The following is an 18,571-nucleotide window of genomic DNA, read 5'->3' on the forward strand; positions in this document are numbered from 1 at the left end:
CACTCCCGTCTGAGTAGCCGAGCGCTGTTGCCCGGGGTGCGGTCCGGGCGACCGTGGCCGCATGGGAACAAGCGCGCGCGAGATGGCGGCGGCCACCCCGGCCGGCCGGGACCGCTACATCGATCTGCTCCGGGTCGCCTCGCTCGGGACGGTGGTCCTCGGCCACTGGCTGATGGCCGTGGTCGACACCACCGGCGGCTCCGCGTCCGTGGGCAACCTGCTCGCCGTCGTCCCCTGGCTCCAGCCGCTCACCTGGCTGTTCCAGATCATGCCGGTGTTCTTCTTCGTCGGCGGCTTCTCGCATGCCCTCGCCTACCGTTCGCTGAGCCGCCGGTGCCCCGAGGGCTCCCCGTACGCCCTCTTCCTGCGCGCCAGGCTCCAGCGGCTGCTCCGGCCCACGCTGGCCTTCATCGCGGTCTGGGCCGTCCTCGCGCTCCTCGTCCAGCTCGCCGGGGCCGACGGCGGAGTGACCGGGATCGCGCTGCGGCTGGTCACCCAGCCGCTCTGGTTCATCGGTGTCTATCTCGCGGTGATCGCCCTCACCCCGCCGCTGCTGCGGCTCCACGAGCGGTACGGATGGCTCGCCTTCGGCGCACTCGTCGCGGCGGCGGGCGCGGTCGACCTGGCCCGGTTCGCCCTCGGGGTGCCGCATGCGGCATTCCTCAACTTCGCCTTCGTCTGGCTCGCCGTCCACCAGCTCGGTTTCCTCCGCGCGGACGGCCGGATCCGCTTCCCGGCCGCCCTGGCCGCCGCCGGTCTGGCGGGGGCGGCGGCGCTGGTCGCGTGGGGCCCGTATCCGCTCTCGATGGTCGGCATGCCCGGCGAGAAGGTCTCCAACATGGCCCCGCCCACCCTCGCGCTGCTCTGCCACGGCCTGTGGCTGGTTGGCGCGGTCGAGCTGCTGCGGGGCGCCGGTGACCGCCTCACCCGCCGGGCGGGGGTCTGGCGTGCGGTGGTCGCCGCGAACGGGATCGCGATGACCGCCTTCCTGTGGCATCTGACCGCCCTGCTCGGGGTGTACGGGGCGCTGCTCGCCGCCGGGGTGCGCCTGCCGGAGCCGGCCTCCGCCGCGTGGTGGGCGCAGGCGCCGCCGCGGATCGCCGCCGCCGTACTCCTCACCGCCGTGCTGGTCGCCCTCTTCCGCCGCTTCGAGCGCCCGGCCGCGCTCCGGCCCTCCGGCGGCGGCGCTCCCGGCTCGGGACCGGTCGCGGCGCTCGGGATCACCCTCGCCCTGCTCGGTGTTCTCGGGCTCTCCATGGTCGGCCTCGGCGGTCTGCTGGAGGGGCGCTCGGCGCTGCTGGTGGCCGTTCCCGTCACCGCGCCCGCCGCCGTGGCGATGGTCCTCGCCGGCCTGCTGCTGGTCGAGCGGGCCGGCCGGAGCGGCCCCGGGAGCCCCCGTCGGCCGCCGCTCCTGACCATGGCGGACGGCGACTAGTCTGGGAGACCTACCCGTCCCCCCGTACAGGAGAGAAATGGCCGTCAATCTGGTCAATGTCGAGGCCGTCAGCAAGGTGTACGGGACCCGTGCCCTGCTGGACACCGTTTCCCTCGGCGTCTCCGAAGGGGACCGTATCGGCGTCGTCGGCCGCAATGGTGACGGCAAGACCACCCTGATCCGTCTCCTCGCGAAACTGGAGGACCCGGACACCGGCCGGGTCACCCAGAGCGGCGGACTGCGGTACGGGACGCTCACCCAGCACGACTCCCTGGACCCGGCGGCCACCGTCCGCCACGAGGTGATCGGTGACCTCGCCGACCACGAGTGGGCGGGCAATGCCAAGATCCGCGACGTCCTGACCGGCCTCTTCGGCGGCCTGGACCTGCCCGGCTTCCCGCAGGGCCTGGACACCGTGATCGCGCCGCTCTCCGGCGGCGAGCGCCGCCGGGTCGCGCTCGCCAAGCTCCTCATCGCCGAGCAGGATCTGATCATCCTCGACGAGCCGACCAACCATCTCGACGTCGAGGGCATCTCCTGGCTCGCCCGCCACCTCCAGACGCGCCGCTCCGCCCTGGTCTGCGTCACCCACGACCGCTGGTTCCTGGACCAGGTCTGCACCCGCATGTGGGACGTCCAGCGCGGTTCGGTCTTCGAGTACGAGGGCGGCTACAGCGACTACGTCTTCGCGCGGGCCGAGCGCGAGCGGATCGCCGCCACGGAGGAGAGCAAGCGCCAGAATCTGATGCGCAAGGAGCTGGCCTGGCTGCGCCGCGGCGCCCCGGCCCGTACCTCCAAGCCCCGCTACCGCATCGAGGCGGCCAATGAGCTGATCGCCGATGTGCCGCCGCCGCGCGACACCAGCGAGCTGATGAAGTTCGCCAACGCCCGCCTCGGCAAAACCGTCTTCGACCTGGAGAACGTCTCCGTCACGGCCGGGTCGAAGGAGCTGCTGAAGCATCTGACCTGGCAGCTCGGTCCCGGCGACCGGGTCGGCCTGGTCGGGGTCAACGGCGCGGGCAAGACCTCCCTGCTCCGGGCCCTGACCGACGCCGCCCGCAGCGACGGCGAGACCCAGCCCGCGGCCGGCCGGATCGCGGTCGGCAAGACGGTCCGCCTGGCCTATCTCTCCCAGGACGTCACCGAACTCCCCGGCTCCCTGCGGGTTCTGGAGGCCGTCCAGCAGATCCGCGACCGGGTCGACCTGGGCAAGGGCCGCGAGATGACCGCGGGTCAGCTCTGTGAGCAGTTCGGCTTCGCCAAGGAGAAGCAGTGGACCCCGGTCTCCGATCTCTCCGGCGGTGAGCGCCGCCGTCTCCAGCTCCTGCGGCTGCTGATGGACGAGCCGAATGTCCTCTTCCTGGACGAGCCCACCAACGACCTGGACATCGAGACCCTGACCCAGCTGGAGGACCTGCTCGACGGCTGGCCCGGCTCGATGATCGTCATCTCCCACGACCGCTTCTTCCTGGAGCGGACCACCGACCGCACCTTCGCCCTGCTGGGCGACATGGCGCTGCGGATGCTGCCGCGCGGCATCGACGAGTATCTGGAACGCCGCCAGTCGATGATCGACGCCGCGAACGCCGCGACCGCCGCGGCGCTCCCCGCCCCGGCCGTCACGGCGAAGGCGAAGTCGGCGGCGGACACCCGCGCCGCCCAGAAGGAGCTCCAGCGCATCGAGCGCCGGCTCGACAAGATCTCCGCGAAGGAGACCGAACTCCACGACCGGATCGCCGAGCACTCCACCGACTTCGAGAAGGTCGCGACGCTCGACGCGGAGCTGCGGGCGCTGGCGGGGGAGCGCGAGGAGCTGGAGCTGCGCTGGCTGGAGCTGGCGGAGGACGCGTAGCCGCATGCGCGATGTCCGGGTGGTGCTGATCGGCGGGACGTCCAACACCGGGAAGTCGACGGTCGCCCGAGTGGTGGCCGAACGGCTCGGATTCACCCACCGGTCGACCGACGGCCTGGCCCGCCACCCGGGCCGCCCGTGGCGCACACCCGAGCGGGAGGTGCCCGGGCATGTCGCCGAGCACTACCGCTCGCTCACGGTGGACGAACTGATCGCGTCCGTACTGGACCACTACGAACGGCTGTGGCCGCGCGTCCGGGAACTGATCACGGACAGCGCGGCCGGCCCGGGCCCCGGCCTGGTCCTGGAGGGCTCGGCCCTTCTCCCCGCCCGGGTCGCGGGCCTGTCCGTGCCGCGCACCGCCGCCGTGTGGCTCACCGCCGACGACACCGTCATCCGCGCCCGTGTCCACACGGCCGGTCATCACGCGGGGGCGACGGACGGGGAACGCCTGCTGATGGCGAAGTTCCTGGCGCGGACCACGCGTTTCCAGGACCTCACCCTGTCCGCCGTCGACCGCCTCGGCCTGCCCCGCATCGACACGGGCACCGGCCGGTCCGCCGCCGGCGTGGCCGACGCGGTCATCGCGGCGGTGGGCGCGCGGTGCGGGACCCGCGACGGTCCCGCGGGGCGTGTGGACTGATTCGGGGATCCCGGGAGGCGCCGGCACCACGGATGCCGTGGCCATCCCGTTGTGGTCGAGGGAGTTCGGGCCGGGTTCGACACTCCGGATGAGTGGCCGGGGGAACTGTGCGCCAAGCAAGGCGGGTCGGGGTGCGCGGCGCGCGGAAGCGGGGGGCCGGCCCGGCAGTTGACAGTGTGACGGTGAGTGGAGATACGCTCACGCTCCGACAGTCACACTCATATGTGTGACCCCGGCGGTGCGCCAACACCCCGGGGTCCGACAGCGAAGAAAGTGCCTCTTCGATGCGTGTTCACCTTAGCGCGCGCACGCGCGCGTTCACGGTGCTGGGCAATGATGTGCTCCAGGACCGCAGGCTCAGTTTCACCGCCCGTGGGCTCCTCGCCTATCTGCTCTCGCTGCCCGATGGGGCGCGCGAGGACGTGCGGACGCTGGCGGACCGGCATCCCGGGATCGGGCGGCGCGGGATCGCCCGGGCGCTCGACGAGCTCATCGAGCTGGGCTACTACGTGCGCGAGACGATCCGGGACCACGGCAGCGGCCGGGTCCGCACCGAGACGAGTGTGTGTGACACCCCGGGCCGGCTCCCGGAGCCGGTTCCCGTGCCGCCGGGAAGCGGCCGGCCGGGTGCGGGGAGGGCGGGAGCGTTCCCCCGGGGGAAAGAGAACCGGGGGAAAGAACCGCCCGCCCCCGAAACCGCTCCCGAAACCTCCGCCGAGCCGACAGGGCGCGGGGCCGCGCTCCTCGCGCGGCTCGGGGTGAGCGAGCCGAGACTCATCCTGGGGGCCGTCGAGGTCGCCGAGCTCGCCCCGCTCACCGCGCCCTGGCTGGAGCAGGGGCTCTCCGATCTCCAGATCCGCTCGCTGCTGACCGCCGGGCTGCCCCGGGTCGTTCACTCCGCCAAGGCGCTCCTCGCCAACCGGCTCGTACGCAAACTCCCCGCCCCGCGCCCCGCCCGCGATCCCCACGCACCCGCCGCGCCGCCTCCCGAATGCCCCGACTGCCGCGAGCCGCTGCCCCTCGCGCAACCCGGCGCGCCCTGCCCGGCCTGCGCCGCAGGCCCGGCGCCCGCACCCGCGCCCGCACCGCCGGAGAGTGCCGGCATCGCCCACCACATGCGCACACTCCGCACCGCGCTCCGCGCCCCGGCGGCAGCCCCCGCGGCGGTCCCGGTGGGCTGAGCCCGGGGCGGGCGTGGACCGGGAATCCCCCTGTCCGACCCGGGTGATACAAAGGAAGTCCCGCTCAAGTGTCGTGAATACGCGGGCCCCATGTCCGAAAACGCTCCTTTCCGGGATGTGGCGCGGAGCCAGACGCGTACACCGGAAAAGCGGGGGAGGCCGGTTCGGGCCGTGGGCCGTGAGAAGGGGGACGCGCCGATGTCCCAGCCGCCCAGCCAGCAGCCGCCGGGAGGATTCGGGCCGCCCGAGGACCCGCCGCCCGGTGCCCGTCCCGACCCGCGGGCCGAGCCGTGGGGTGCCTCCGGCGGGTATCCCGCCGGGCCGGCCGACCCCTGGCAGCAGCAGGGGGACCCCTCTCCGTACGGAGCCCCGCAGGCCCCGCGGACTCCGCCGATACCCCCGGGGCCCCTGCCGGCGGCCCCGTACCCGGACCCGTACGCGGCTCCGTACACGGACGCGTACACCGTCCCGCCGGCCGCTCCCGGATACGGCCCCCCGCAGCCGCCGCCGGGTGCGTATCAGCAGAACCCCGGGCCGTACGGGCAGCCCCAGGGGCCGGGGCTCTACGGCCAGCACCCGCCGGGGCCGTACGCCAACGGGTATCAGGGGCCGCCGCAGGCCCCTGCGGGCGGAGGCTTCAAGGGGAAGCCGGGGATGGTGATCGCCGCGTCCGTCGCCGGGCTGCTGGTGCTCGGCGGCGGTGCCTGGTTCGCGCTGAGCGGTGACGGCACCGAGGGCGGCGGCGGGAAGAGGACCACCGGGGCCGGGCCATCCCCGGCCGCCCCCTCGCCGGCCGGGAGCGACCGGAAGAGCGCCGGCACCGGGGACGCGAAGAACGGCGACCTCAACGCCGGCCGCAAGGCGGGCGAGGCGAAGGTCGCCTTCCTCACCATGAACGAGACCGATCTGCCCAGGAGCGGTGCGGACGCCTTCGGGCCGTGGGTCCACGGCGACACCGTCGTCCGGGCCATGTACAAGGAGGTCGTCGGCTACTCGGTCACCGACGGCGGCAAGAAGTGGAGCCTGCCCATCGCCACCGAGGTCTGCTCGGCGGCGCACGACCGGTCGGCGGACGGAAAGATCGTCGTCGGGATCAAGGACGGCACCGGCGAGAAGGCCGAGTGCCGCGATCTCCGGATGATCGACATCGCCACCGGCAAGGTCGGCTGGGAGCAGAAGCTCCGTACCGGCGGCGGTTTCGGCTCGCTCACCGACTTCACCCTCACCATCTCCGGCGACACGGTCGGCGCGGCCGGGCTCGGCAATTCCCTCGGCTTCTCGCTGGCCGACGGCAAACAGCTCTTCAAGGGACCGGTCAAGGGCTGCAAGCCGTACGCCTTCGCCGGCGGCGGCCGGCTCCTCGCGGCGGCCAGCTGCCCGAGCAGCGACTTCGAGAAGCCCCGCCAGCAGATCCAGGACATCCACCCGGTGACCGGCAAACCGAAGTGGAGTCATGGCCTCCCGGTCGGCTGGCAGGTCGACAAGGTCTTCTCGGTCACCCCGGTCGTGGTCTCCATCAAGCAGGCCAAGGAGAAGAAGTGGGCGGTCCTCGCCCTCAACGAGGACGGCACGGAGCGCTCCCAGATCCAGGGCGGCAAGGACAGATTCGCCCCGCGCTGCGGCGGCGCCTTCGTCATCCTCGGGGAGAATCTGGAGGGCTGCGTGGGCGTGGCCGCCGACCGGAAGAACTTCTACATGGCCACCCAGCCGGAGACCCCCGGCGGACCGAACGAGATCGTCGCCTTCGGACTCGACGACGGCAAGCCGCTGTGGCGGGAGCCGTCCGGCGGCGACAGCACCATGCTGCCGCTGCGGATGGAGGGCGGCCGGGTGCTGCTCTACCGCGAACCCACCTTCAGCAAGGGGGGACTGCTCGCCACCGTGGGACCCGAGGGCGGCCGTCCCGTCCCGCTGCTCAGGATGCAGGACGCGACCGCCCGTACGGAGAACCGCTTCCACTCCTCCCGGCTGGCCTACGACAGCGGCCGGCTCTTCATCGCCGGGTCCCGGATCAGCGCCCCCAATGACGCGGAGGAGCTGAAGACGCCCACCATGATGGCGTTCGCCAGGTGACCCGCCGGATCCCCCGCCCGACCCCCGAACCCTCGCCGAGTCCTGAGGTGCGCACGCCATGACACAGCCCCCGCCCCCGCCGTCCAACCAGCCTCCGCCGGGATTCGGGGCACCGCAGGAACCGCCCCCCGGGTTCGCCGGAGGGTTCGGCGCCCCCGTGCCCCCGCCCCACCCGCAGCCCGGTTACGGCCACCCCCAGGCACCGGGACCGGGATACGGTCCCGGCACCGCGCCCGGGTACGGATACGGCTACCCCGCCCAGCCCGCTCCGCCCCCGCCGCCGCCCCCGCCGGGCCGGCGGGGACTGGGCATCCGGGCCCGGATCGTCGTCTCGGCCGCCGTCGCCGTCGTCCTGATCATCGGCAGCGGTGTCTGGTACGCCTCCACCCGGGACGCGGCGGACCCCGGAAAGGACCGGGCCGGGAACAGCGCCGGCGGCTCCGGCGGGGAGAAGGACAGAGGCGCCGCCGCCCCGGACGGGCCCGGCAAGGAGAAGGCGCCCGCCGACACCGGTTCCGCCATCGCCTTCGAGAAGCCCGCGCCCGCGCATGACGGCCTTCTCAATGTCGAGGGCTCCTGGCTGACGGAGAAGGCGTACATCAAGCCCGGGATCCGTTCGGTCACCGCCCATGACCCGGTCAGGGGCACCCCGCTCTGGACCCTGAAGCTGCCCGGCCAGATCTGCGCATCCTCGCGGCATGTCTCGGCCGACAACAAGACCGCTGTCGCCTTCGAGGCCACCGCCCGCACGAAGTCGCGGGCGGTCGTTCCCTGCACGGAGGTCGGCGCGGTCGACCTCAACACCGGAAAGCTGCTCTGGAGCAGGTCCGTCACGGGTGCGATCACCGGGGACAACAAGGTCAACTTCAGCGAGGTCACCCAGAGCGGCACCACCGTCGCGGCGGGCGGGCTCAGCGGCGGGGCCGCCTTCGACCTCAACACCGGGACCGTCCGCTGGAAGCCCACCGTCGACGCCGACCAGTGCTTCGACCAGGGGTACGGCGGCGGCGCGGCACTGGTCGCGGTCCGCAAGTGCGGGGATTACGACAAGCCCAGCGTCACCATCCAGCGCATCGACCCGTCGAACGGCACCCCGCTCTTCTCGTACAAGATGCCGCCGACCGTCGGCTACGCCAGCGTCGTCTCCACCGATCCGCTGGTGGTGGCGGCCGATGTCGGCGACACCGCCGGTGTCTCCGGTTTCTCCGACCTCTTCTCGCTCGACGGCAAGGGCGCACTGCTGGCCCGGATCCCGGCGGCGGCGGACAAGTTCTCCGCCCAGTGCCGCACCACCCGGGTGGAGAGCTGCAACAAGCTCGCGGTCGGCAACGGCCGGATCTATCTGCCGACGGACAAGCACGAGGGCAAGGCGGAATTCAGCGACACCAACGAGGTCGTGTCGTACGACCTCACCACCGGAAAGCCGACCAGCGACCGGGCGGACGCCGGTGACCGGTACACGATGTTCCCGCTGCGCATGGACGGCGGCAATGTCATCGCCTACAAGCGGCCCCCCTACGACAAGGGCGGTCAGATCGTGAGCATCGACGGCGCCACCTTCAAGCAGACGGTGCTGATGGAGAACCCGCAGGACCGGGCGGTACGGGCGAAGGAGACCGGTTTCTCGCCGGACAGCGCCGAGTTCCGGTACAGGGCGGGGCGGCTCTACATCGCGACGCCCTCCCTGAGCGGATATCGACACGGAAAGGAATTTCTGGCGGTCGCATTCAGCACCGCGGACTGAAACCCGCCGACTGAAAACCGCCTGCCCAAGCGGGTGCGCAGGCGGGTTGGCCGACGGTCCGGGGGCCGCGAAGCCCCGCTGAACTGCCCTCGCGCCCGGCCCGGCATATCCAAGTACGGATATGCCGGGCCATGGTCATGTGTTGGTCATGACATGGTCATAAGTCGCTCTGTTCCGAGAAGAATTCGGCAGTCTGCGGGAGTTCTGCAGAGTTCAGGGCGCGAAGACTCGAACAAGCGTGTAGCTTGCCGGGGGCAGGGCCGGGGGTCATGGCAGCGGGGGATGGGGGTTGCTCAAATGGGCGTGCGGCTCATGGTGGTCGATGAGCACCGACTGCTTGCCGAGGCGCTCGCCTCGGCGCTGAAGCTGCGCGGGCACCGGGTGCTCGCGGCGGCGGCGCCGGCCGCGGGCGCGGCCGATCTGGTGGTCAGCAGAGCCCCCGAGGTCTGTCTGCTGGGCACGGCGACCCCCGCCGAGCCGGGCATATTCGACCCCATTGTGAAGATCAAGCGCGAACGCCCGCAGATCGCCGTGGTGGTCCTCGGACCGGTGCCCAGCCCCCGGGGGATCGCGGCGGCCTTCGCCGCCGGTGCCTCCGGCTATGTGCGCCACGACGAGCGGATCGAAGGCGTCGAGCGCGCCATGATGAAGGCCCGCGCCGGTGAGGCGGTGGTCGCTCCCCAGCTCCTCCAGGGCGCCTTCTCGGAACTCCTCAACCCCGTGGCCCAGCCGGACGACGAGGGCCAGCGGCTGCTTCAGCTGCTCACCCCGCGCGAGATCGAGGTGCTGGTGCGGGTCGCCGAGGGGGAGGACACCCGGCTGATCGCGGCGGGCATGGGCATCGCGCCGAGCACCGCCCGCACCCATGTGCAGCGCGTGCTGATGAAGCTGGGCGTCGGCTCCAGGCTGGAGGCCGCGGCCCTCGCCGCGCGCACCGGTCTGCTGGACCGCGCGGTGACGGTGTCGCTGCCCCTCCAGCCCGGGTCATCGGTGCGCTGACCTCCCGTATCGCCACTTCCCCCGGCCCGGCCCGGTCCCTCCGGCCCCTCCAGTAGCGGGGCGCGGCCAGCCGTACGGCGGTCTTCCGGGGTGAGCGACCGCTCCGGCCGCCTCGTGCCACCCGCCGCCAGTCGCCGCTGCCCCCATCCCGCCCCGGGTTGCTTCGTGCCGATGGCCGCCGCCTCGCGGGTGGGGCACCCGTGCGCCCCTGCCGTCTTTCCCTTCGGAAACATGAAATCACCGTATATATAGGGGTCATCAAGGGTGATCACCCCCTCGCACCCTCATTGACGCACCTGTTGGCTTGTGATTTGTTGTGTTTGGTTGTGTTGGAAAGGTGAGGGAGTCGCTCAGTGAAAAAGACATCGACCCGGCTCGCCGACGGTCGTGAACTCCTTTACTACGACTCCCGGGACGACACCGTCCGCGACGCCGTCGACCACCGCCCGCTCGAACCCGTCGCCACCACCCCCGAGATCCGCCGCGATCCGCTCCTCGGCGACTCCGTCGCCATCGCCGGACACCGGCAGGGCCGCCCCTACCGGCCCCCGGCCGGAGAATGCCCGCTCTGTCCCTCGAAGGAAGGGCGGCTGAGCGAGATCCCCGACGACGACTACGACGTCGTCGTCTTCGAGAACCGCTTCCCCTCCCTCGCCGGCGACGCGGGCCGCTGCGAGGTCGTCTGCTTCACCGCCGACCACCACGCGTCCTTCGCCGACCTCGGCGAGGACCGGGCCGCGCTCGTACTGGAGGCGTGGACCGACCGCACCGCCGAGCTCGCCGAACTCCCCGAAGTCGAACAGGTCTTCTGCTTCGAGAACCGGGGTGCCGAGATCGGGGTGACCCTCGGACATCCGCACGGCCAGATCTACGCGTTCCCCTTCGTCACCCCGCGCACCGAGCGGATGCTGAGCTCCGCCGCCGACCACCGCGCCCGCACCGGTGGCGGCAATCTCTTCGACGCGGTGGTCGCCCGGGAGATCTCCGACGGCGAGCGGATCGTGCTCGCCACCGGCCACTGGGTCGCCTTTGTGCCGTACGCCGCCCACTGGCCCTACGAGGTGCATCTCTATCCCCGGCGCAGGGTGCCCGACCTGCGGGCCCTGGACGGAGCGGCGCGCGCCGAGCTTCCCGGGGTGTATCTCGATCTGCTGCGCCGCTTCGACCGGATCTTCGGGGAGGGGCAGCCGCCGACGCCGTACGTCTCGGCCTGGCACCAGGCCCCGTTCAGCGCCGCCGGACGGCAGGATTTCGCCCTCCACCTGGAACTTTTCACCATCCGCCGGACCCTCGGCAAACTCAAATACCTCGCCGGCAGCGAGTCCGGGATGAGTGTCTTCATCAATGATGTCCGGCCCGAGGAAGCGGCCCGGCGACTGCGAGAGGCAGCGAGCGCATGAGTCATTACCTGGTGACGGGCGGGGCCGGCTACATCGGCAGCGTGGTCGGCCGGCATCTGCTGGAGGCCGGACACCGAGTGACCGTCCTGGACAATCTCTCCACCGGTTTCCGGGAGGCGGTCCCGGCGGGGGCCCGCTTCATCGAGGGCGACATCCGCGACGCCGCGAAATGGCTTGCCCCCTCCTTTGACGCGGTGTTGCACTTCGCGGCATTCTCCCAGGTCGGCGAGTCCGTCGCCCGGCCGGAGAAGTACTGGGAGAACAATGTCGGCGGCACCATGGCACTGCTCGCCGCGATGCGTTCCGCCGGCGTCCGCACCCTGGTCTTCTCCTCCTCGGCGGCGACCTACGGCGAACCGGTCCGCACCCCGGTCACCGAGTCCGACCCGACCGCGCCGACCAGCCCGTACGGGGCGACCAAACTCGCCGTGGACCACATGATCGCCGGTGAGACGGCCGCTCACGGCCTCGCCGCGGTCTCGCTCCGCTACTTCAATGTGGCCGGCGCGTACGGCGACTGCGGCGAACGCCACGACCCCGAGTCGCATCTCGTCCCGCTGCTGCTCGATGTCGCCCTCGGACGGCGCGAGTCGATCTCGGTGTACGGGGACGACTACCCCACCCCCGACGGGACCTGTGTCCGTGACTACATCCATGTCGCCGACCTCGCCGAGGCCCATCTGCTGGCCCTGGCCGCGGCCCGCCCCGGCCGCCATCTGATCTGCAACCTCGGCAACGGCGGCGGCTTCTCGGTCCGCGAGGTCATCGAGACCGTGCGCGAGGTCACCGGCCGGGCGGTCCCCGCGGTGACCGTTCCCCGCCGCGCGGGGGACCCGGCCGTGCTCGTCGCCTCCGCCGACGCGGCCCGCGAACAGCTCGGCTGGACCCCGAGCCGTCCCTCCCTCGCCGGGATCGTCGCCGATGCCTGGGAGTTCGCCCGGCGCGGAGGCCCCGCCGTACCTCCCGGAATCCCCGTACCTCCCGGACTCCCCGGCCGGGCGCACGAGCGGGCCGGCGCGGCGCGGGGAGCGGCGGAAGGGAACGGGGCATGAGCGGCGCGGGCGTCTGGGAGGCCCCCGGGCGGGTCAATCTCATCGGTGAGCACACCGATTACAACGACGGCTTCGTGATGCCCTTCGCGCTGCCGCGCACCGTCGTGGCGACGGCGGCCCGCCGGGACGACGGAATCCTGCGGCTGCGCTCCGCCGACGCCCACGGCGGCCCGGTGGAGCTCCCGGTCGCCGAACTCGCCCCCGGATACGGTCCGGGCGGCTGGAGCGACTACCCGGCCGGGGCCGTCTGGGCGCTGCGGGAGGCCGGGTATCCGGTGGGCGGGGCGGACATCGAGTACCAGTCGACCGTCCCGGCCGGGGCCGGGCTCTCCTCCTCCGCCGCGCTGTCGGTCGTCACCGCGCTGGCCCTGACCGATCTGTACGGACTCGGCGCGGAGCGGGAGCGGATGGCGCTGCTCTGCCGCCGCGCGGAGAACGAGTACGTGGGCGCGCCGACCGGGATCATGGATCAGATGGCCTCCGCCTGCTGCGTCGAGGGCCATGTGCTCCATCTCGACACCCGGGATCTCTCCCGGCGTCTCATCCCCTTCGACCCGGCGGCGCACGGGCTCCGCCTCGTGGTGGTGGACACCCGCGTCAAACACGCCCACAGCGGCGGTGAGTACGGCAAACGCCGTGCGGGCTGCGAGGCGGCGGCGCGGGCCCTCGGCGTACCGGCGCTGCGGGACATCGCGTACGCGGAACTGCCCGGCGCGCTGGAGCGGCTGCCGGATTCCGGGCTCCGTGCCCTGGTCCGGCACGTGGTGACGGAGAACCACCGGGTGGAGCGGGTCGCGGCGGCGCTGGCGGCCGGTGAGGTACGGGCGGTCGGCCCGCTGCTCACCGAGGGCCACGCCTCCCTGCGGGACGATTTCCGGGTCTCCTGCCCCGAACTGGACCTGGTGGCCGAAACGGCCCTTACGGCCGGCGCGCTGGGCGCCCGGATGACCGGCGGCGGTTTCGGCGGCTCCGTGATCCTGCTGGCCGAGGAGTCCGGGGCCGATGCCGTGCTCGACCGGGTCGTCCGCGCCTTCACCGGCGCCGGGTACGGCGAGCCGGGTGTCTTCACCGCGGCGGTCGCGGGCGGTGCGCGGCGGGTGGCCTGACGGGGGAGTGGCGCACCGGGCCGCGGCGGCGGAAAGGAAGGCCGGACGGCCCGGTGACCGGTGGTGGAGAAGGCCGGACGGCCGGGTGACCGGTCGAGGAGAAGGCGGCCGGTTCCGGTACGCGGAAGGCGCGGTGCGGATACGGGGGCGGCGGCGCGCCGGGCCGGCCGGAAGGCCGGGCCGGCCGTTACCGGAATGGGCCCGGGAATGGGGCCGGGCGGGTCGCAGAATGGCGGCACGGGTGCCCGGTTCGGCCCGCCGGCGCGGCCCGTTTTCCCCCGGGCCGTCCGTGCCGATTCGATTCTGCGCTTTCACCGGCCGTGCTGACCCGGCGGTCAGCGGCCCGGCCGGGCCCCGGGGCGCCGGGCGGCCCGGCGCCCGTTGCCGGAAAACCATTCGGTATCCGGCCTTCGGGCCCGCCGGAACCCGGTGCCGAAACCTGTGCGGAACCTGTGGGGAAGCTGTCCGTCCGGAGTCCGGCGGGAGTGCGACAGGAATATGACAGGGGTATAGCGAGGGTATGGCGGGAATGTGACGGGAACGGATCCTGATTCCGGTTGAGCACTGTTCGCGATCGCACCGGACGCGCGCGACCGGACACCTGTGCAACAGTCTTTGTTTTCCGTCGATCTCGGTCTGCTCGGGTATCAATACGAAACATCCGGCTCACCTTGCACACCGCGGGCAATCAGTTCTGCAAATAGGCTTCCCCTCCCGTCCCTCGCCCGTACTCTGATGCTCAGCACCGGTGGGGGCCGGTGTTGATCAGGGGGCGAGACAGTCGGGTACGACGCCCGGGGGCGGGGTCTCAGTCACAGTGCGGCGGCGGCCGTGCGGCGGACTGCACCGTGCCGGGCGCCGTACCCGTACCGAATCCGTCCTCCGAGTCTGGGGGTGTCTGTGGTCCGTATCCGGGTCCTGGTGGTGGACGACCACCGAATTTTCGCCGAGTCACTCGCCGCCGCTCTCGCGGCCGAGCCCGACGTGGATGTCGCGGCGGCGGGCAGTGGCCCCGCCGCGCTCAGATGTCTGGAGCGCGGGGTGGCCGACAGCCGGCCGTTCGACGTCATGCTCGTCGACGCCGACCTCGGTGCGGGCGCGGGGCAGCCCGCCCGTGCGCCCGTCGCGCGGGCCGTCTCCGACGACGGCGAGGAGGGTTTCGCCGGGTTCGTGGACGGCATCTCGCTGGTCGCCGGGGTCCGCACCGGGCAGCCCGCGGTGCGCACCGTCGTCCTCGCGGAGAAGGACGACCCGCGCCGGGCCGCGCTGGCCCTTCAGGCCGGGGCCTGCGGCTGGGTCGCCAAGGACTGTTCCCTGCAACGGCTGCTCGCCGTCATCCGGGGGGTGCTGCGGGACGAGACCCATCTGCCGCCCGCGCTGCTCACCGGCGTCCTGCGGGAGCTGACCGCCGCGCGCAAGCACCGCACCGAGAGCGAACGGCTGGTCGAGTCGCTCACCCCGCGCGAGCGCGAGGTGCTCCGCTGCATGGTGGCGGGGCTCGGGCGGAAGGCGGTGGCGGAGCGGCTCTTCCTCTCCCCGCACACCGTGCGCACCCATATGCAGAATGTGCTGGGCAAGCTCGGTGTGCACTCCACACTCGCCGCGGTCGCCCTCGCCCGCCGGGCCGGGGTCGGCCCGGTCGATCTAACCGGGGATGTTGTCGAACGGGGCGGTCAGCTGGCGTAGCAGCGCCGCCAGCTCCGCGCGCTGGGCGCGCGAGAGCTCGGAGAGGATCGCCCGCTCCTGGTCGAGCAGCCCGGCCAGCGCCTGATCCGCGCGGTCCCGGCCCTCGGAGGTCAGCCGGACCAGCACCCCGCGCCGGTCGCTGGGATCGGGGAGCCGTTCGACCAGGCCCTTCTTGGTGAGCCGGTCGATGCGGTTGGTCATGGTGCCCGAGGTGACCAGGGTCTGGGTGAGCAGCTGGCCGGGGGAGAGCTGATACGGGTCCCCCGCGCGCCGCAGCGAGGTGAGCACATCGAACTCCCATGGTTCGAGCTGGTGCTCCGCGAATGCGAGCCGCCGCGCGCGGTCCAGATGACGGGCCAGCCGGGACACCCGGCTCAGCACCTCAAGTGGTTCCACGTCGAGGTCGGGGCGCTCCCGGCGCCATGCTGCGACCAGTCGATCGACCTCGTCCTCCATAGCGATCAGTGTAAAGGGTCTGTCGACATGAAGTCTCTTGACGTCAAGATATTTGGTGGTTCACGATGAGCTCACGATGAGTCCGCCGGGGCCGGCCCGCCGTGCCGGCCCGGACCGTACCGCTGTGTCCACCGTTCATCCGTTTCGCGCAAGGGACCGCACATGACCTCCGGACCGACCTGGGACCCCGGCCAGTACCTCCAGTACGCCGATCACCGCACCCGCCCCTTCCGGGATCTCCTCGCCCGGATCCCGGCCCCGCCGGCTCCCGCGGAGGGCCTCCGGATCGCCGACCTCGGCTGCGGTGCGGGCAATGTCACCGCGATCCTCGCCGAACGCTGGCCCGCGGCCGGGATCACCGGCTTCGACAACTCCCCGCAGATGCTCGCCACCGCCGAACGCGAACACGCGGGCCCCACCCCGGGCGGCGGCCGGATCCGCTTCCGCGCCGCCGACGCCGCGGAGTGGGCCCCGGACGAGACCTACGACGTGATCGTCTCCAACGCGCTCTTCCACTGGGTGCCCGGCCACGCCGACTCCTTCGCCCGCTGGATCGGCGCGCTCGCCCCCGGCGGCGTCTTCGCCTTCCAGACCCCCGGCAATTTCGGCGCCCCCAGCCACGCCCTGCTCACCGAGTTGTGCGAGTCCCCGCGCTGGCGCGACCGCCTCGGCGGCGACCAGGGGCGCACCCACACCCTCGACCCGGCCGACTACCTCGCCCGGCTGGTGGGCCTCGGCTGCGCGGCGGATGTCTGGGAGACCACCTACTACCAGCTGCTGCCCGGCGAGGACCCGGTCCTGGAGTGGCTGAAGGGCACCACACTCCGCCCGGTGCTGACGGCGCTGGCGGACGACGGGGCGGCGCGGGAGGCGTTTCTCGGGGAGTTCCGGGAGCTGCTGCGGGCGGCGTATCCGGCGGGGCCGGACGGCACGGTGTATCCGTTCCGCCGGATCTTCGCGGTGGCGGTGAAGCCGTAGCGGCGGGCGCCCCTGCGGGAGGCTTTCCGGGGCTCCGCCCCGGACCCCGCCCCTCCAACGCCGGCGAGGCTGATGTCGCCCCGCCGGCGACCGAGGCGCGGGGCGGAGCCCCGCGAAAAGGGCCCGCCCCGCGTTTGGTCAGTTCTTGCGGTGGCCGATCAGCCGGGGCTTGGACTCCAGGCCGTTCAGGCCGTGCCACGCCAGATTCACCAGATGCGCCGCGACCTCCGCCTTCTTCGGGCGGCGGGCGTCCAGCCACCACTGGCCCGTCAGCGCCACCATTCCCACCAGCGCCTGCGCGTACAGCGGTGCCAGCTTCTGATCGAAGCCGCGGTTCTTGAACTCGGTGCCGAGGATGTCCTCGACCTGTGTGGCGATATCGCTGATCAGCGAGGCGAACGTACCCGTCGACTGGGCCACCGGCGAGTCCCGGACCAGAATCCGGAAGCCGTCCGTGTACTGCTCGATGTAATCCAGCAGCGCGAACGCCGCCTGCTCCAGCAGCTCCCTGGGGTGTCCGGCGGTCAGGGCGCCCGTCACCATGTCCAGGAGCTGGCGCATCTCGCGGTCGACCACCACCGCGTACAGCCCCTCCTTGCCGCCGAAGTGCTCGTACACCACCGGCTTGGAGACACCCGCCTTCGCGGCGATCTCCTCGACCGAGGTGCCCTCGAACCCCTTGTCGGCGAAGAGGGTCCGACCGATGTCCAGCAGCTGCTCACGCCGCTCGGCCCCGGTCATCCGGACCCGGCGAACCCGCCGTCCTGACCGGTTCTTCTCCGTACCACTGCTGCCGTCGGTCGCCACGTCCTCCATCATGCCGTGTCGGGCGCCTCGCTCTTGCGCCGGGCGTCGATACGCTCGGCGCTGGGCCAGCGCACGTCGTACGCCCACCCCAGCTTCTCGAACCAGCGGATCAGCCGGGCGCTGGAATCCAGCTGGCCCCGGAGCACCCCGTGGCGGGCGCTCGTCGGGTCGGAGTGGTGGAGGTTGTGCCAGGACTCACCGCAGGAGAGCACCGCCAGCCACCAGACATTGCCCGAGCGGTCCCGGGACTTGAAGGGGCGCTTGCCGACCGCGTGGCAGATCGAATTGATCGACCAGGTGACGTGGTGCAGCAGGCAGACCCGGACCAGCGAGCCCCAGAAGAAGGCGGTGAACGCGCCCCACCAGGACATTGTCACCAGGCCGCCGACCAGCGGCGGGATGGACAGGGAGAGGATCGTCCAGAAGATGAAGTCCCGGGAGATCCGCCGGAGCGCCGGGTCCTTGATCAGATCGGGGGCGTACTTGTGCTGAGGAGTGCGTTCCTCGTCGAACATCCAGCCAATGTGAGCCCACCACAGGCCCTTCATCAGCGCCGGAACGGTCTCGCCGAACCGCCAGGGCGAGTGCGGGTCACCCTCCGCGTCGGAGAATTTGTGGTGCTTTCGGTGGTCGGCCACCCAGCGCACCAGCGGACCCTCCACGGCCAGCGAACCCATGATCGCCAGAGCGATCCGGAGCGGGCGCTTGGCCTTGAAGGAACCATGGGTGAAGTAGCGGTGGAAGCCGATCGTGATGCCGTGACAGCCGATGTAATACATCACCACCAGCAGGCCGATGTCGAGCCAGCTCACCCCCCAGCCCCAGGCCAGCGGCACCGCCGCGACCAGGGCGAGGAAGGGCACCGTGATGAAGAGGAGCAGGGCGATCTGCTCGATCGACCGCTTGCTGTCCCCGCCGCGCGTGCCGGGGGGAAGATCCGCGACGGGCCGCTGGGCGGCAGCGGCGTCGTCGAGCAGATCGGAGCTTGTCGTCATGGGGTCCCCTGTGGGGTGAGGGAAAGACGGAAGTCGCCGTGCTACGCATCCGTAACCTACGGCGTCGTAAGTATGGCAGTGTGCGGCGGCGCGGCAAGAGAGCCTGGGGAGACCGCCGGGCCGGGGGCCACCTATCCTGGGTCTCGTCGGACAGCGCGGTCCGC

At 72.1% G+C, this 18,571-nt stretch carries 14 protein-coding genes and 1 pseudogene; 12 read left to right on the forward strand and 3 right to left on the reverse strand.

The annotated features are described in order from the left end of the window. The first annotated feature begins 61 nt into the window (after positions 1 to 61). The 11 genes and pseudogenes from AAFN69_RS20395 to AAFN69_RS20445 all read left to right on the forward strand — a co-directional run bounded on the left by AAFN69_RS20395 (position 62) and on the right by AAFN69_RS20445 (position 15,171). Complete coding sequence (locus tag AAFN69_RS20395; RefSeq protein ID WP_347730027.1) at positions 62 to 1,435, forward strand: acyltransferase; 1,374 nt, start codon at positions 62 to 64, stop codon at positions 1,433 to 1,435. A gap of 37 nt (positions 1,436 to 1,472) precedes the next feature. Beyond that, positions 1,473 to 3,287, forward strand: coding sequence for an ABC-F family ATP-binding cassette domain-containing protein (locus tag AAFN69_RS20400; protein WP_347730028.1), 1,815 nt, complete (start codon positions 1,473 to 1,475; stop codon positions 3,285 to 3,287). 4 nt (positions 3,288 to 3,291) lie between these two features. After that, positions 3,292 to 3,930, forward strand: a complete 639-nt coding sequence (locus AAFN69_RS20405) for a hypothetical protein (RefSeq protein WP_347730029.1) — start codon at positions 3,292 to 3,294, stop codon at positions 3,928 to 3,930. A gap of 284 nt (positions 3,931 to 4,214) precedes the next feature. After that, entirely contained in the window at positions 4,215 to 5,111 is an 897-nt protein-coding gene (locus tag AAFN69_RS20410; protein WP_347730030.1) for a helix-turn-helix domain-containing protein, read from the forward strand. A gap of 198 nt (positions 5,112 to 5,309) precedes the next feature. Next, positions 5,310 to 7,184, forward strand: a complete 1,875-nt coding sequence (locus AAFN69_RS20415) for a PQQ-binding-like beta-propeller repeat protein (RefSeq protein ID WP_347730031.1) — start codon at positions 5,310 to 5,312, stop codon at positions 7,182 to 7,184. A 58-nt stretch (positions 7,185 to 7,242) separates the two neighbouring features. After that, positions 7,243 to 8,928 (forward strand): PQQ-binding-like beta-propeller repeat protein, encoded by a 1,686-nt coding sequence (locus AAFN69_RS20420; RefSeq protein WP_347730032.1) that lies wholly within the window; start codon positions 7,243 to 7,245, stop codon positions 8,926 to 8,928. A 297-nt stretch (positions 8,929 to 9,225) separates the two neighbouring features. Beyond that, complete coding sequence (locus AAFN69_RS20425; RefSeq protein WP_347730033.1) at positions 9,226 to 9,927, forward strand: response regulator transcription factor; 702 nt, start codon at positions 9,226 to 9,228, stop codon at positions 9,925 to 9,927. 353 nt (positions 9,928 to 10,280) lie between these two features. Further along, positions 10,281 to 11,327, forward strand: a complete 1,047-nt coding sequence (gene galT, locus AAFN69_RS20430; protein WP_347730034.1) for a galactose-1-phosphate uridylyltransferase — start codon at positions 10,281 to 10,283, stop codon at positions 11,325 to 11,327. Beyond that, positions 11,324 to 12,268, forward strand: a pseudogene (galE, locus tag AAFN69_RS20435) (UDP-glucose 4-epimerase GalE); the annotation flags it as partial. The gene galT and the pseudogene galE, both read left to right, overlap by 4 nt. Positions 12,269 to 12,375: 107 nt before the next feature. Next, complete coding sequence (galK, locus tag AAFN69_RS20440; protein WP_347730035.1) at positions 12,376 to 13,485, forward strand: galactokinase; 1,110 nt, start codon at positions 12,376 to 12,378, stop codon at positions 13,483 to 13,485. A 900-nt stretch (positions 13,486 to 14,385) separates the two neighbouring features. Then, positions 14,386 to 15,171, forward strand: a complete 786-nt coding sequence (locus AAFN69_RS20445; protein WP_347730257.1) for a response regulator transcription factor — start codon at positions 14,386 to 14,388, stop codon at positions 15,169 to 15,171. On the opposite strand, the gene AAFN69_RS20450 is transcribed toward AAFN69_RS20445, so the two are convergent. Further along, complete coding sequence (locus tag AAFN69_RS20450) at positions 15,130 to 15,627, reverse strand: MarR family transcriptional regulator (protein ID WP_347730036.1); 498 nt, start codon at positions 15,625 to 15,627, stop codon at positions 15,130 to 15,132. The two genes, AAFN69_RS20445 and AAFN69_RS20450, sit on opposite strands and share 42 nt — an antisense overlap. Before the next feature lie 162 nt (positions 15,628 to 15,789). Between AAFN69_RS20450 and AAFN69_RS20455 the strand changes: the two genes are divergently transcribed. Continuing rightward, positions 15,790 to 16,605 (forward strand): trans-aconitate 2-methyltransferase, encoded by an 816-nt coding sequence (locus tag AAFN69_RS20455; RefSeq protein ID WP_347730037.1) that lies wholly within the window; start codon positions 15,790 to 15,792, stop codon positions 16,603 to 16,605. A gap of 138 nt (positions 16,606 to 16,743) precedes the next feature. On the opposite strand, the gene AAFN69_RS20460 is transcribed toward AAFN69_RS20455, so the two are convergent. After that, on the reverse strand, positions 16,744 to 17,421 hold the full coding sequence (locus AAFN69_RS20460) for a TetR/AcrR family transcriptional regulator (protein WP_347730258.1): 678 nt from the start codon (positions 17,419 to 17,421) through the stop codon (positions 16,744 to 16,746). Further along, the gene (locus AAFN69_RS20465) at positions 17,421 to 18,407 is read right to left on the reverse strand and encodes a fatty acid desaturase (RefSeq protein ID WP_347730038.1); all 987 of its coding nucleotides are present in this window, start codon (positions 18,405 to 18,407) and stop codon (positions 17,421 to 17,423) included. The genes AAFN69_RS20460 and AAFN69_RS20465 overlap by 1 nt, the downstream gene beginning before the upstream one ends. Between the last annotated feature and the right edge of the window lie 164 nt (positions 18,408 to 18,571).

It is taken from the genome of Streptomyces sp. CAU 1734, from assembly GCF_039888735.1.
In the GTDB taxonomy this organism is placed as follows: Bacteria; Actinomycetota; Actinomycetes; order Streptomycetales; family Streptomycetaceae; genus Streptomyces.